The following is a 13094-nucleotide window of genomic DNA, read 5'->3' as shown; positions in this document are numbered from 1 at the left end:
TGGGACTCCTCTCTATTTTGCTAAAGAATTTTTCAGAAACTCCAAGGATTTTAAATATGCTGCTTCCGGATTTTCGCCTCTCACTCTGCACTCGATCGTCAGGAAACCGTCATATCCGTCTTCCTTTAACCTCTTAAAGTGTTCAGCAAAATCGATTGAACCTGAACCGGGTTGGTAACGGTGATTATCGGCTATATGAATATGATTGATTAGCTGACGATTCTCATGAAGCGCTTCGGAAATGCTATCTTCCTCAATATTCATATGATAGAAGTCAGGCATGATTTTCACATTTTTCAAGTTGCTTCCTTTAATAATTTCTCTTGCTTCAGCCAATGTGTTGATCATATGATCCTGATAGCGGTTCAGAGGCTCCAATAAAATATCCGTTCCTGTCTCTTCTGCAATCTTATCAAGGTATACAAGGGATTCTGCTATCGCTTTTCTATCTCCCTCTTTGCTTCTCGGAGATTCCATTGGCGGCAGGCGGTAAGTGAACATTCCCCAGGCGGCCGGAACAACGATTCCTTTGCCGCCGACTTCCTGGAGCGCCTTCAGGATTTCTTTTATTTCTGCCAACCCATTGATTCTTCTTTCTTCAATAAAATCGCCGATCCAGCCATTGTACCCTCCGCATGCTGTCGTGACCGGCAGTCCTGTTTCGGCAATGGCTTCCTTTACTTCTTCCAAATGTTCGACCAGTACTTTTCCATCGATTTCAAATCCTTCAAATCCTGCTTCTTTCAGATAGCGGAATTTCTCTTTCATATTCTCCGGAAAAAAATGTTGATTCTGAGTACCTATTTTCATCCAGTATTCCTCCTCGGCCGTTGTTATGATGGTTGGCTTACTTTTTCAATTCAATTCCCATTTTTATACTTAGCTGCGGCTGGCGGTCGATATACTTCATATAAGCTTCGGCACTTTCTTCAAAAGGCACGATTGGAGCAATGATGTCTTCACAATTCAGGTAACCATTCATCAACAGTTCCCAGCACGTATCTTCAATTCTCTTGCGGTCCCAGCGTGGATAATCCGGATTAGGCTCACTGGCTGCACGGGAGAATACAATCTTTGCATTATTAAAATGTGCTTCACGTCCGAAATTCAAGCCGACTGGGAATGGCTTACCGAAAGCTACATAAGAAATAATTCCGCCATAAGCGATTCCCTTCAGAGCAGATTGCAATGCTTCTGAATTCCCGCTTGTTTCGATGATGGAATCGGCACCTTTCTTATTGGTAAGTTTTTTCACTTCATAGCCGACATCATCGACAATTGGATCCAGACAGTAATCCGCACCATTCTTAATGGCAATTTCACGGCGCTGGATGATAGGGTCAACTCCGACCACGATACTGGCTCCTGCCTTTTTAGCCAGCTGGATGGCAATTTGCCCAATGGCTCCCAGACCAACTACAACGACATAATCACCTGCACGGACATGGGCATCCCTCACTCCGCTCATCGCGAACTGTGCCGGATCATAACATACAGCGTTCTGCCATTTAGCTCCTTCAGGCATCTTTCTCAGGCGGTGGTTATTCACTCCATTGACGATGACGGTTTCTCTGATTGGGCCGTAAGTGCAGACCAATTCTCCAATTTCATACTCTGACACGGCATCGCCAGTTTCAACAATTTTTCCGACCACCATGTTTCCAAGCTGGAATTCGCCGAAAACGATTCCCTTTGCTCCTTCTTCACGAGGCATGAACATCCGCCATTCTTCTGAAAAATCTTCATCCATAAATGGTGTCTGCCCGCGGAAGTCGATTACCTCTGTTCCATGCTTTGGCGAAGCAAATTCCACCTTTATTTTCACTTCATGGGGCTTTACGCCAGCCTCTTCATATTCAACTAATTCCGCTACACGCGGCTCTACAGCAACTAATTTTTTCATAACAATAACGTCCTTCCTTAATGGTGTGAATTTATCCTTTAACTCCGCCTTGTGTCATATCCCCTTTAATGAAACGGTCGGATAAACCGTATAAGATGACTACCGGCAAGGCCGTAATCAATGAAGCAGCCATCATACGTCCCCAGATATAATCAGGGGTACTGAATAGGGCATACAGGCCGATCGGCAATGTGAAGTTTCCTGTATCAGACAAGAAGATGGATGCAAACAAGTAATCATTCCAGGCAATCATGAAAGCATAGACGAATACAGAAATGATTCCTGAAACCGCAAGCGGAATGATAATGTAGAAAATGATCTGCACGCGGTTCAATCCGTCAATCATCGCCGCTTTTTCCAAGTCTTCCGGAATGGTATCAAAATAACTCTTCAGCATGTAAATCGCTGTTGGCAGAGTTTGAACGATCATCGTGATGATCAAAGCTGTCTTCGTATCATATAAACCTAAGCCTGATATGATCTTAAATAAAGGCACAACGAGCAGAATACCCGAGAACATATAAACCGTGAAGAAGCTGGCATTGATCGTCGTTCTTCCTATAAATTTGAGTTTCGACAGCGCGTATGCAGCAAAGATGGCAATCGTCACTGACAATGCTGCAGCTGATAACGACACAACTAAACTGCTAGTGAAGTAGGACATATACGGAAAGATGTCCGGATTGAAAATATCTGCATAATGCTGGAACGTCCACTCCTTCGGAATGAGCGTCGGGCTCGTTGAAATAGCCTCCTTAGAACTTTTGAAGGAAGTCATCAGCATGATAAAAAATGGAAACAGCGAGACTGCCAGGACCAACACCAATCCCGCATAAAAACCTATTTTCTTATATACTTTGTTTTTCTTGCTCCTAGCCATTGCCATTAAAGTTCACCCGCTTTCTTGCTAACATGATTACAGTGAATAAGACGATGAATAAGATGACTGAAATGGATGCAGCTTTACCCAGATCATTGAAGGCAAAAGCTGTTTCATATAAATAAATCCCTAAAATATTCACTTTATTTGTCAAGAGGTATACATCTTCAAACATGTAGAACATCCAAATGGCTCTCAGTGTCACGACTGTCAATAATACTGGCATGATCGCCGGCAGTGTAACGATCTTGAATTTTTCCCAGGCGGATGCGCCATCAACCTCTGCAGCTTCATACAATGTTTTATCAATTGTCTGAAGGATGGCAAGGAAGGAAATGAACGCATACGGGAAGTATCTCCAAATGGCATATAAGACTACGAGGATAAAACTGCTGACTGGCCTGTCAAACCATAGTGGAGCTTCTTCAAAGATTTTGAAAACATCCACACTTAAATAGTTGACGACCCCATAGCCATTATTAAACATGTATCTCCATGCAAACACCAAGGATATGGATGGCGTTACATAAGATAAGATGATTAAAGAACGCGCAATCTTTCTGAAGCGGAACGGCCTGTTAAAGAACATGGCAACTCCAAGCCCCAGAGCGGTGCTTCCCACTACTGTCAGAATCGTATATAAAAAGGTGATTCCCAACGCTTTGAAAAATGCACTATCTGTCAAAATACTGATGTAGTTCTCCAATCCCACAAAAGTAGAAGGCAGACGAGGGTTAACAGGTTGCTCAAAGAAACTGATCTGAATATTCGATAACATAGGATACGCTACCAGCAACAGCAGCAGGAACATACTCGGAAAAAGCAATACTATCGCCAGTTTTAAATCGGTTTTTTTCTTAGGTCTTTTCATGGTTTTCCCCCCTGACGAAACTGAGATGCCTTTGAAGGCTTTCTTTTGGCATCCTCTGATTCTGGTTTATCTTTATGGCCGTTTACATGTTAATTAGTTATAACAGGATTTGAGCTCCAGGCATCCCTATGCAATATCCTAGTAAAGCCTGGAAGAAACAGAAGGGATTGCCCCTAACAGGCAACTCCCTTCACATAATTATTTCAAGACATCCTGAAGCTCTTGTTCCGCCTCTTTCAATGCAGCGTCGACTTCGCTTCTGCCGACAGTTACTCCATTTACCATTCGCGGAATAAATCCCGAGCTTGTGATATCTCCCATTTTCAAGTAATTCTTTCCATCTACCAAACCGAATACCTGGATATCATTGAAAGAATCTGCAATTTCCGTCGATAAGTCACCAAATGCATTAACGACTTCATTTGCTTGATAGTCTTCGTTTTCAGTAACTAACTGGCTGACCGGCTGAGCTCCGCCCGGTGACATTAAGACCCATTCGGTCATATTTTCCGGCTGTGCCATGAACTCCATGAACTTTTCAGCAGCTTCTTTTTGAGCTTCTTCTAAACCTGAAGAAACCGTCAGTGCTGAAACAGTTCCGAATACAGCTTTTTCATCTTGTGTCGGAATTGCAAATCCAATATTGTCAGCTGTTCCTTCTTCAAAAACAGAAGGAAGGATGTAAGTGGAATAGACAGCCATTGGCACGGTGCCGTTCATGAAAGCGTCTTTAACTTCTGTAACATCATTTGATCCAGGCATCGTATATTGTGCCAGTTCTTTGTAATAACTTAATGCTTCTCCCATTTCCGGAGTATTGATATTTAAATTTCCGTCTCCATCCAATACATTGGCTTTATTTGATAAAGCGAATTGAGAAAATGCTTGTTCAGAGAAACCACTCTCTGCTGTCGGCAGCCCAATGCCATACTTCTTGTTTCCGCTGTCTGTGAAGGCTTTTGCAATCTCCATTACTTCATCCCAACTTTGCGGCTCTTCGAATCCTTTAGACGCCAGCATTTCTTTGTTATACCAGATTCCTTGAACCCATCCGCTTATCGGAAGACCCGTAAAGTTCTTCCCATCTTCCGTTTTCAATAGTTTCAAAGCACCAGTATAGAAGTTATCTTCTCCTGCTTCATCCAGGACTGATTTGACTGACTCTTTATCAATCAACTGATCCTTATCCATTACTTTTGCATAATCCTGCCCTACTTCAATTACTTCAGGAAGCTCCCCTGCACTTGCCAGAGTGACAATTTTCGTATTGTAAGAATCTTCTTCAACCGGAACCTGCTTGATTTTAATATCCGGGTTTTCTTTTTCGAATTTTTCTACCAAGCTATCAATGACCGCTAAACGTTCTTGTTCAACGGAAGAATGCATGAATTCGATTGTCGTTCCGTCTCCGCTCCCCTCATCCCCTCCGCATGCTGTCAAGGCTGCTGACAGGACCAAAACACCTGTTAAACCAAAGAATTTTTTAAACATTCGTTTTGCCTCCTACTGAATAGTTTTTAACCATAAATACTGGTAAGGACTCAACTTGATAGAGTCTCTGCTTATTAGCTTTTCTCCTGTGGATACATCAATGAATTCACCGGTAATTCCGCACGCCGCCTCTTCATTTGTCAAATTATGAATGACGGTCAATTGATCTCCTTCTTTATTGAACCGTTGGAAAGCAAAGAAGGAGTCTCCCAAGTTCAACACGTTCATTCCTGCATTAGGATGGAACAGTTGCTCGGATTTCCTGCTCATAATCATGTCTGTGAGGGAATGAAAAATTTTATTTCTTAACGTTCCTTCATCAACCAATTCTTGCTCAATTTCATCATAGTCATACTTCTGTCTGTTAATGGAGCGGTTCATCTTTGTTTTGCTGACTCCCTCATAATCATTTCTGGAGCCCAGCATACTTTGAATATACACAGCCGGCACTCCTGGAAGTGTTAAAAGAATGGAATGAGCAAGCAGAAATCTTCGGGCCTTGAGATCATCGCTGTCATCTTTGCGGTTCAAGGCATCCAGATATGTCACATTGATTTCATATGGACTTTCACTGCCATCAGGATTTCGTTTATTGGAGACGAGTGCTCCCTCCTGTTTTAGTTCCTCTACCATGGATATAATTTCATCTTCAGGAATAATGCCTCTGATCGGATTAACGCCGATGCCGTCGTGTGAAGCAAGGAAATTGAAATAGGTTGTATCTTCAGCTGTCTCAGGAAGATTATCGGCCCATTCCGTGAGGGCCTTTCCATTTGCATTTTTCAATGAATATAAGACTAACGGCGGAAGAGGAAATTGATAAACCATATGGGCTTCATCATGTCCGTTACCAAAATAAGCGACGTTATCTTTATGGGGCACATTCGTTTCTGTAATGATCACTGTTCCCTTCGCCACTGCATCAACGACGTCCCTGAATAATTTAACAAGTTCATGTGTTTTCTCATGGTGGATCGACGATGTTCCTACTTCTTTCCACATGAAACCGACAGCATCCAGACGAATATATTCAGCACCTTCTTCAATGTAAAACAATAGGACATCGAGCATCTTCATAAGGACTTCCGGATTTGAAAAATTCAAATCAACTTGATCTTCACTAAAGGTTGTCCAGATATGCCTCTCTTCACCATTGGCCATATTGAATTTTGTCAAAAGCGGATGAGCCCTAGGCCTTGTCACAGCACTGACATCAACTGATGGATCCAGGTTTATAAAGAAATCATCATACTCAGGATTTCCTTTTAAATACTCCTGAAACCATTCACTCTTAGCTGAAATATGGTTGCAAACATAGTCAAACATTAACCTCGTGGATTTCGTTAAATCTTCAACATCTTCCCAATCTCCAATAATCGGATTCACTTGCTTGTAATCGATGACCGAGAAGCCATCATCCGAAGAATATGGATAGAATGGGAGGATGTGAACAATTTCAAACTTATCATTAAGAAAGCGGTCATATACTTTCTTAAAGGTTGGTAACGCAGGGATATCTTTTTCCTGAAACTGATCTCCATATGTAATGAGTACGAGATCTTTTTCATCCCACCCCTGTTTTCTCCCGGCAAGCGATTTTCTCTTTGTCTCTTCCATACGCTTCTGCATTTCATTCCAAAGCTTATTGGCCTTTTCTTTGTCTTCATAGATGAATTCAAGTCTTTTTTTTATCGTCTCCATACATACCTCCCGTTTGGGACCGCTCCCAATTAAGCCTAAAAAAAATAGATTTATAGTTTAGTGCATTAAGAAAAAGATTTATATATTCAGTTCTAGTAAGCAATACTGTTGATTTTTCGGTTAACGCCCCTTCCCGGACGAAGCCAGGTACATTAAGTTTGTTCCTTTTTTGCGAAAAAAGCAGCCTTGATGCTTAGATGAAACTGAAAATTTAACTTCGTGGTACCGCTCCCACGAGTAGAATTTTAGTATAGTAAGCGCTTTCTGTCAACGGAAAAGTATGAATTTTATTTCTTTTGAATTCAGCGAATACAGCACCACTCTATGCAGGAGCCGATTCTAAAATGAAATGGAGAGAAGTTTTTATTGATACTTTTCAGATTCATCCATATAATTTATGCTGTACCGTTCCCAAAAAATTTACTATGATTCTTTTTATAGTTTCCTGATATATCCATTCTCATCAAAGCCTGAATTGTAACCGCATACACGTATAGCTGCTTGAAAGCATCTATACTTCAGTGATTTATAAAAGGAGGACTGTAGGAATGGTTCCTACTATTTATGATATAGCCCGGGTGGCGAATGTATCAAAATCAACAGTATCCCGGGTGCTGAATAACCAACAAAACATTTCGGAAGAAGCCAGAAGCAGGGTATTAAAGGCAATGGAAGAGCTAAATTATCATCCCAGTAAACTTGCACGCGGCCTTTCTTCCGGCTTTGATGCTATCATGGTCATCTCGAGATCTACCAAGACAACAGCCAATAACCCCTTCTTCTCAGAAATTCTATACTCCATTTCAAAGAAAGCGGAGGAAGAAAATTTTGATGTGGTCTTGCAGACTTCCAAGAATGCAGAAGACGAACTTGCAAAATGTATAAGGAAGATAAAAGAAAAAATGATAAAGGGAATCATCATGTTGACTTCCCCTGCAAATGAAAACTTTTTCAAGCAGCTTGATGTATTTAATATTCCTATAGTTGTGGTAGGAAAAGTGGAAGGAGAATATAATAATATCTATTCTATCGACACCAATAACTACCAGGACAGCTATGATCTCACCGATTTTTTGATTAAGCAGGGGCATAGGGATATAGCCTGCCTTCATTCCACACTTGATTATCATGTATCAATAGATCGGTTAGAAGGGTATATGGACTGCCTTAAAGATAACAACCTCCCCCCTCGAGGGGAACTGATCATTAATAGCGGGATTACAATCGAGGAAGCCTACAGGGCAAGTAAAAGGCTGCTAACTTCCCAATCACGTCCCACAGCAATCTTTGCCACTGACGATTTAAAGGTAATGAGTGTCTATAGGGTATGCTCAGAAGAAGGAATTTCTATCCCTGAAGACGTTTCTATTGTAGGATACAGTAATCCTAGTTATTCACCGTTTTTACTACCAGGGCTGACACGGATTGAAATACCAGTTAGAAAATTAGGTGAAGTCGGGACTCAACTGCTGTTCAATCAAATAAAAAAGAACAAGAACAATTCGGTTCAAAGATCCTATATTCCTACTTCCATAGTCATCCAGGATTCTGTGGCTAAAAGATTAGGGTGAAGTAAAAACTGGCCGAGACACAAAGGCCTGATCCCCGAACATAAGTGTACTCGGAGATCAGGCCCTGATTTTTTCTGTCGCAACTAAATTTGTTATTTTGTTCAACATATTTTAATTAATAGCTTGTGGATCCGCAGTAAAGTCTTTGACTTCCCCGCTGGAAATATCTACTGCATAGCGCCCATTTGTAGAGGTATGGCCCGAAAGTAATGTAGCATATCTCACAATGACTTTACCGTTTATCTCCCCATCGTATGCCAGGAAGTGGTCCTCATCTTCTACGAAATCTTCATAGTTAGTACGCAGATAGTTTCTGACTAAGGAAATCGCTTTTTTCTGGTCTTTTTCAGGGGTATCTGTCTTAATTTCCCCATCCTCATTCCCACTTTGGACCTTAGCTTGATCTTTATTCTTTTGCTTAATCTTTTCAATTAACGTGCTGATTTCTTCATCGCTGCGTGGTTCTATGTAAACCTGCTTTGTATTAGTGATGATGTCTTTTGTATACTCTTCCATGGACGTATCGATCTGTTGATTGCTGGGCCAATGTGAAGGAATATTATATACATTAATCGTACCATCCCCATTGCCGCTATAGGTCACTGTTCCATCTGCCATAGCCTTGCCGCCCAATGAGATGACATCTTCCGGATAGTTGACGCTGTCATCATCATATGGATTGACTTGATCTCCTGCCGGAATATGGACAACATTCAATTCCTCTATATCTGTATTTCCGACGATCTGCAGCCAGACGCGGGCGTATTCTATTTCCTCAGCAGAATAACCGGACAGGACGTCACTTTCCTTGGAATCTGCACTCTTGTTTTCATCTGATACTGTCTCATCCTTATTGGCAGTACTTACTTCTTCAGCATCGTTAGTTGACTCATCCCCATGGTCATTCTCTTCTTCAGCCGCCTTATCTTGATTGCTGCTGTTGGCATCATTTTGAGCTGACGAACTCCCGCAGGCTGATAAAAATAGAGTAACCAGAAAAACGGTCAGTAGAATCATCACGTTCTTGTTATTCATTTATTCTTCTCCCTTTTCCACTTATTGGTCATCACTGTTGAGTTTATCATAAATTACCATCTCCATCAGGCCACTCTAATCCATTACTTTAAATTCTATATAGGGTTTCTCATCTTCCTTGTCTTTTGACCGGTAAAATTCTAAAACTGCTTTCTCGTACTCGTTTTCAGCACTGAAATTTTCTTTATAATTTCCGCCAATATAAATAGCACGATACTCATTGCCCTCTGCATCTACAATTTTCATAAGTCCGGAAGAGAAGTGATCATTCAGCCCGGAGAAACGATCGGCGGCAGACAACCTGGCTGCTTCTTCACCTGCCTCTGCTATCTTTACTTCAGTGTATCGCATGGTCTTATTGTCCATTTCTTCTCTCTTTAAAAGAGTACTTTCTGGAACAACTTCGTCCTGTGATACGTTCAGTGTCTCAAAAATAGTGGAGTCCCTGGAATCAGGAGAACACCCGGTTAGAAACAGAAATCCAACGACTACGATTACACACAAACTATATTGAATGTTGACGCCCCCTTTATGCATTAGACGAAAACCTGCGCGGGGAAGTTTCGGTATTTCGTAAATCCGCTTCGTCGGTTAATGGACGGGAAATCAGGAAGGCAGGGGCAGACCCCTTTGGCCATCAGCTGAAAACAGGCGCAGTACCAATTCATTTTTTTACAGAGAGGAATATTGGAGATTACCAAAGAATGACTGGAGAGGCTGAATCATAGAGATTCTCTATAGTTACATATTTTTTGACGCAAAAAAGTCTGATGATGAAACCATCATCTGGACTAAGGTTTATTATTCTATTATATCTTTTGCAGGAGATTCCTTTTTCAATGTAAAATGATAGTTCATTTTATTTTCAAACATGGGGTCCAGGTAACTGGATTTTGAGTCACTGGCTGAAGCCGATTTGAAATCTTCAAATGAAGTTAATTCTTCTTCCTTCCACACCCAAAGGCCTGTTTTGCCCTTTTCTTTATGAAAGACATTTCTTCTCAGTGTATTATCATAATTCGTTGTGAAGTAATTGGCGATGAAAATACGAGATGGCCCGGCGGTCAGAATATTTCTTTCTATTACATTGTTTTTTAGATCATGCTGTAATAGCAGCTGCCCCCCTGCCAGCCCTTTCGTGTCATTTCGATAGATAATGTTTTTGGTAATGGAGGAGTTTATCGTCCCTCCCCGCTCTTCGTCATATCCACCAATCGATATGCCTGTATAATTGTTGTTATACACAATGTTCTCTTTAATTTGGATGTTATCAGCATATTGTTTTGCATGCTCAGAGGTTGCCTCAATTCCGATATCACAATTATAAATAGTATTCCTATCAATCGTAATACTTTCCCCGCCATCCACATAAATTCCACCGGCACTATAGTCTTCTCCATATGCCGGATTACCATATGAGGATATTTCATACACTTCATTATTATTTACGGTACCATTCCGAACGTAGTCAGCTTTTGGATCATTTGAAATACCTTCATGACCTATTAAATCGATGCCAATATTATCGTTTCTGCGGACTATGTTATTTGAAACATTAAAGCCATCTATATTCCCATTAAGTACGAGGGATTCACTCCACCCGAGTTTCAAATCCTCTACTGTATTATTTACTATATCAATATCTTTCATCGGGCCAGTTCCGTATACAGCGATCCCATGTGCATTCCCATCTTCTGCATGCGTTTCTATTCTTCTTACAATGTTATTTTCTAACGTAATGTGGCTGCTTGAGCCCGTTACATACACCCCGATTACAGTTTCATCCTTTAAGTTAGTAGTTAAACCCTGAATTGTGAGGCCGCTAATTGTGATGTGATTTTTGTTGTCTATGTTAACGAGGGAAGTATCCCCTTCCACATTCTTCAAATCTTCACCAGTAAGAACCACCTTGCCTTTATTGTAGGCCTTAAACGTGATTGGTTTTGATTTTGTTCCGCTATGCTTAACACTCAGCCTCTCTTTATAGGTACCTTCTTTTATGTAAACAATCGTCCCAGGTCTAGCTTCTGAAGCAGCTTTCTTAAGTGTGCGATATGGATTTGATTTAGTCCCATCATTTTGGTCATTTCCATTTTCAGCAACGTATATCGCTTTGTCATGAGCAGAACCTGTCCAATTAAAAGCCAAAGCAATCAAAATAACTGTTGCTGCAAAGAGGGAAAGCATCGTCTTTTTCATTTCATCATTCCTTGTAGGAGAGTTCGTAACGTTCGCTTCATACTTAAAGGTGAAAATTACCCTTAAACAGATGTCTAAAGGTTTTTCCATTTTCCCTAATCATTATAACGGAACTAATTGCTAAAAACATTGACTTTTCTTAATAAAGAGTTGTTCCATTCTCTTTATTGAAAAACAGCTTCACTTCGGATATAGACAAAAAACAGTACATGCATTTCAGATGGGATTCAGGTCGGTCTCTATACTTAGCATTTTCACCTTTTATCACTATTCCCAGGACAGGTTGTCAACGGAAAAATCCGTGTGTCACAAACCAAACGCAAGCCGCTCCTTCTTGAGGAGCGGCTTGTTTTCATAATGGCGGAGACAGTCCCTATTTAAAGACTTCTACGCCTGACATTATTGAATTTTTCAAAGCCTAACCAAGCTTAATCCTCACTGCCTTTTTCAGGAGTTAAAGCACTTATCAGCCCAATCATGTTGGGCGGGATGCTGGCAATCAGGAAAAACCAGTTCCCTGTGATGATGGATGTAATCGTAAAAATGATCAGTGAGATTGCCACGATAGAAATCCCGAATTTAACCCTGGACGGTTTCAAGGGCTCTGACATATTCATGTTGATCGACAAAATCACGCCGGTAAACCCCCAGCTCGCAAAATGAACAAGAAGGATGACTCCCAGAACCATTGCTGTATTAAGTTCAACGCCGAATATCAGTAATGAAAAGAAAATATAGATTGCAGCAAGGGTGAAAAACCAGGAAATGGACCGGGCCTTTTGCCAAATATGTTCATATAATTCATCCAACCCGCCTTGCTTTGCGGCCATTCGCCTGCCAAACCACCAGCCTAATATACCAAGTATCGCTCCTCCATATAATCCTGCGGCCCCAGCCAGTTGTTCTCCCATTATGATTCTCCCCCTTCTTCCAATATAAAGACCTCTTCAATTATGCAATCAAATACCTTTGAGATGTTGTACGCCAATTCGAGTGACGGGTTGTATTTTCCGGATTCGATGGCAATGATCGATTGTCTTGAGACGCCTACCTTTATGGCCAGATCCTCTTGCGTCATCTTCGAATGTTTGCGAAGCTCTTTAATTCGATTTTTCAGTGTGCCCTCACCTCCAACACAATTGTAAAGCGCACTTTACAATCGCTTATATGTAAAGCTTACCTTACATTTTTCAAAATGTCAATTACGCTTTACATTTATGGGTTAATTGAACAGCCGAAAAACGGGCCTGTCCTCGGTACATTGGGACGGAGGGATGGGACGGAGGGACAGGTTCCTTGTCCCACCGAAAACGCGTCTGTCTTCTACTATAAAGAGAATGGACTTGAAGATTGATCAACTAATTTCGTATTTTCAGCAGGTGCATAGGAGTCAACCACATATATGAATGATATGACAGTTCAGCCTCTTCCCCACTTAAACAA

General features: G+C 41.2%; 12 protein-coding genes. 1 reads left to right on the top strand and 11 read right to left on the bottom strand.

Annotated features, from left to right (window positions below):
- Positions 1 to 12: 12 nt before the first annotated feature.
- From AC4E8A_RS02830 to AC4E8A_RS02805, 6 genes are all read right to left on the bottom strand, one after another.
- Positions 13 to 810 (bottom strand): sugar phosphate isomerase/epimerase family protein, encoded by a 798-nt coding sequence (locus AC4E8A_RS02830; protein WP_490196682.1) that lies wholly within the window; start codon positions 808 to 810, stop codon positions 13 to 15.
- Between the two features lie 37 nt (positions 811 to 847).
- Complete coding sequence (locus AC4E8A_RS02825; protein ID WP_490196681.1) at positions 848 to 1903, bottom strand: zinc-dependent alcohol dehydrogenase; 1056 nt, start codon at positions 1901 to 1903, stop codon at positions 848 to 850.
- A gap of 31 nt (positions 1904 to 1934) precedes the next feature.
- The gene (locus tag AC4E8A_RS02820) at positions 1935 to 2783 is read right to left on the bottom strand and encodes a carbohydrate ABC transporter permease (protein WP_490198754.1); all 849 of its coding nucleotides are present in this window, start codon (positions 2781 to 2783) and stop codon (positions 1935 to 1937) included.
- Complete coding sequence (locus AC4E8A_RS02815) at positions 2776 to 3654, bottom strand: carbohydrate ABC transporter permease (protein ID WP_490196680.1); 879 nt, start codon at positions 3652 to 3654, stop codon at positions 2776 to 2778. Before AC4E8A_RS02815 ends, AC4E8A_RS02820 begins: the two co-directional genes overlap by 8 nt.
- Before the next feature lie 198 nt (positions 3655 to 3852).
- The gene (locus tag AC4E8A_RS02810) at positions 3853 to 5145 is read right to left on the bottom strand and encodes an ABC transporter substrate-binding protein (RefSeq protein WP_490196679.1); all 1293 of its coding nucleotides are present in this window, start codon (positions 5143 to 5145) and stop codon (positions 3853 to 3855) included.
- Between the two features lie 12 nt (positions 5146 to 5157).
- The gene (locus AC4E8A_RS02805) at positions 5158 to 6846 is read right to left on the bottom strand and encodes a sugar phosphorylase (protein WP_490196678.1); all 1689 of its coding nucleotides are present in this window, start codon (positions 6844 to 6846) and stop codon (positions 5158 to 5160) included.
- Positions 6847 to 7394: 548 nt separating this feature from the next.
- On the opposite strand from AC4E8A_RS02805, the gene AC4E8A_RS02800 reads away from it, so the two are divergent.
- Positions 7395 to 8417: a LacI family DNA-binding transcriptional regulator gene (locus AC4E8A_RS02800; RefSeq protein WP_490196677.1), complete on the top strand. Its 1023-nt coding sequence runs from the start codon at positions 7395 to 7397 to the stop codon at positions 8415 to 8417.
- A gap of 111 nt (positions 8418 to 8528) precedes the next feature.
- Here the strand turns inward: AC4E8A_RS02800 and AC4E8A_RS02795 are convergent, their stop codons facing one another.
- The 5 genes from AC4E8A_RS02795 to AC4E8A_RS02775 all read right to left on the bottom strand — a co-directional run bounded on the left by AC4E8A_RS02795 (position 8529) and on the right by AC4E8A_RS02775 (position 12768).
- Positions 8529 to 9452, bottom strand: coding sequence for a hypothetical protein (locus AC4E8A_RS02795; protein ID WP_490196676.1), 924 nt, complete (start codon positions 9450 to 9452; stop codon positions 8529 to 8531).
- A gap of 75 nt (positions 9453 to 9527) precedes the next feature.
- The gene (locus AC4E8A_RS02790) at positions 9528 to 9989 is read right to left on the bottom strand and encodes a hypothetical protein (protein ID WP_490196675.1); all 462 of its coding nucleotides are present in this window, start codon (positions 9987 to 9989) and stop codon (positions 9528 to 9530) included.
- Between the two features lie 264 nt (positions 9990 to 10253).
- On the bottom strand, positions 10254 to 11651 hold the full coding sequence (locus tag AC4E8A_RS02785) for a right-handed parallel beta-helix repeat-containing protein (protein WP_490196673.1): 1398 nt from the start codon (positions 11649 to 11651) through the stop codon (positions 10254 to 10256).
- 428 nt (positions 11652 to 12079) lie between these two features.
- Positions 12080 to 12562 (bottom strand): hypothetical protein, encoded by a 483-nt coding sequence (locus AC4E8A_RS02780; RefSeq protein ID WP_490196672.1) that lies wholly within the window; start codon positions 12560 to 12562, stop codon positions 12080 to 12082.
- Positions 12562 to 12768 (bottom strand): helix-turn-helix transcriptional regulator, encoded by a 207-nt coding sequence (locus tag AC4E8A_RS02775; RefSeq protein ID WP_119548226.1) that lies wholly within the window; start codon positions 12766 to 12768, stop codon positions 12562 to 12564. The genes AC4E8A_RS02780 and AC4E8A_RS02775 overlap by 1 nt, the downstream gene beginning before the upstream one ends.
- Positions 12769 to 13094: the final 326 nt, after the last annotated feature.

The sequence above is a fragment of the Bacillus sp. SRL337 genome (assembly GCF_984799155.1).
Note: the sequence above shows the minus strand (reverse complement) of the source record. Positions and strands in the feature narration are given on the sequence as shown.

Excerpts from the sequence above, each read along its gene's own strand:
- AC4E8A_RS02830 (WP_490196682.1), bottom strand. The coding sequence starts at position 810 with ATGAAAATAGGTACTCAGAATCAACATTTTTTTCCGGAGAATATGAAA.
- AC4E8A_RS02825 (WP_490196681.1), bottom strand. The coding sequence starts at position 1,903 with ATGAAAAAATTAGTTGCTGTAGAGCCGCGTGTAGCGGAATTAGTTGAA.
- AC4E8A_RS02820 (WP_490198754.1), bottom strand. The coding sequence starts at position 2,783 with ATGGCTAGGAGCAAGAAAAACAAAGTATATAAGAAAATAGGTTTTTAT.
- AC4E8A_RS02815 (WP_490196680.1), bottom strand. The coding sequence starts at position 3,654 with ATGAAAAGACCTAAGAAAAAAACCGATTTAAAACTGGCGATAGTATTG.
- AC4E8A_RS02810 (WP_490196679.1), bottom strand. The coding sequence starts at position 5,145 with ATGTTTAAAAAATTCTTTGGTTTAACAGGTGTTTTGGTCCTGTCAGCA.
- AC4E8A_RS02805 (WP_490196678.1), bottom strand. The coding sequence starts at position 6,846 with ATGGAGACGATAAAAAAAAGACTTGAATTCATCTATGAAGACAAAGAA.
- AC4E8A_RS02800 (WP_490196677.1), top strand. The coding sequence starts at position 7,395 with ATGGTTCCTACTATTTATGATATAGCCCGGGTGGCGAATGTATCAAAA.
- AC4E8A_RS02795 (WP_490196676.1), bottom strand. The coding sequence starts at position 9,452 with ATGAATAACAAGAACGTGATGATTCTACTGACCGTTTTTCTGGTTACT.
- AC4E8A_RS02790 (WP_490196675.1), bottom strand. The coding sequence starts at position 9,989 with ATGCATAAAGGGGGCGTCAACATTCAATATAGTTTGTGTGTAATCGTA.
- AC4E8A_RS02785 (WP_490196673.1), bottom strand. The coding sequence starts at position 11,651 with ATGAAAAAGACGATGCTTTCCCTCTTTGCAGCAACAGTTATTTTGATT.
- AC4E8A_RS02780 (WP_490196672.1), bottom strand. The coding sequence starts at position 12,562 with ATGGGAGAACAACTGGCTGGGGCCGCAGGATTATATGGAGGAGCGATA.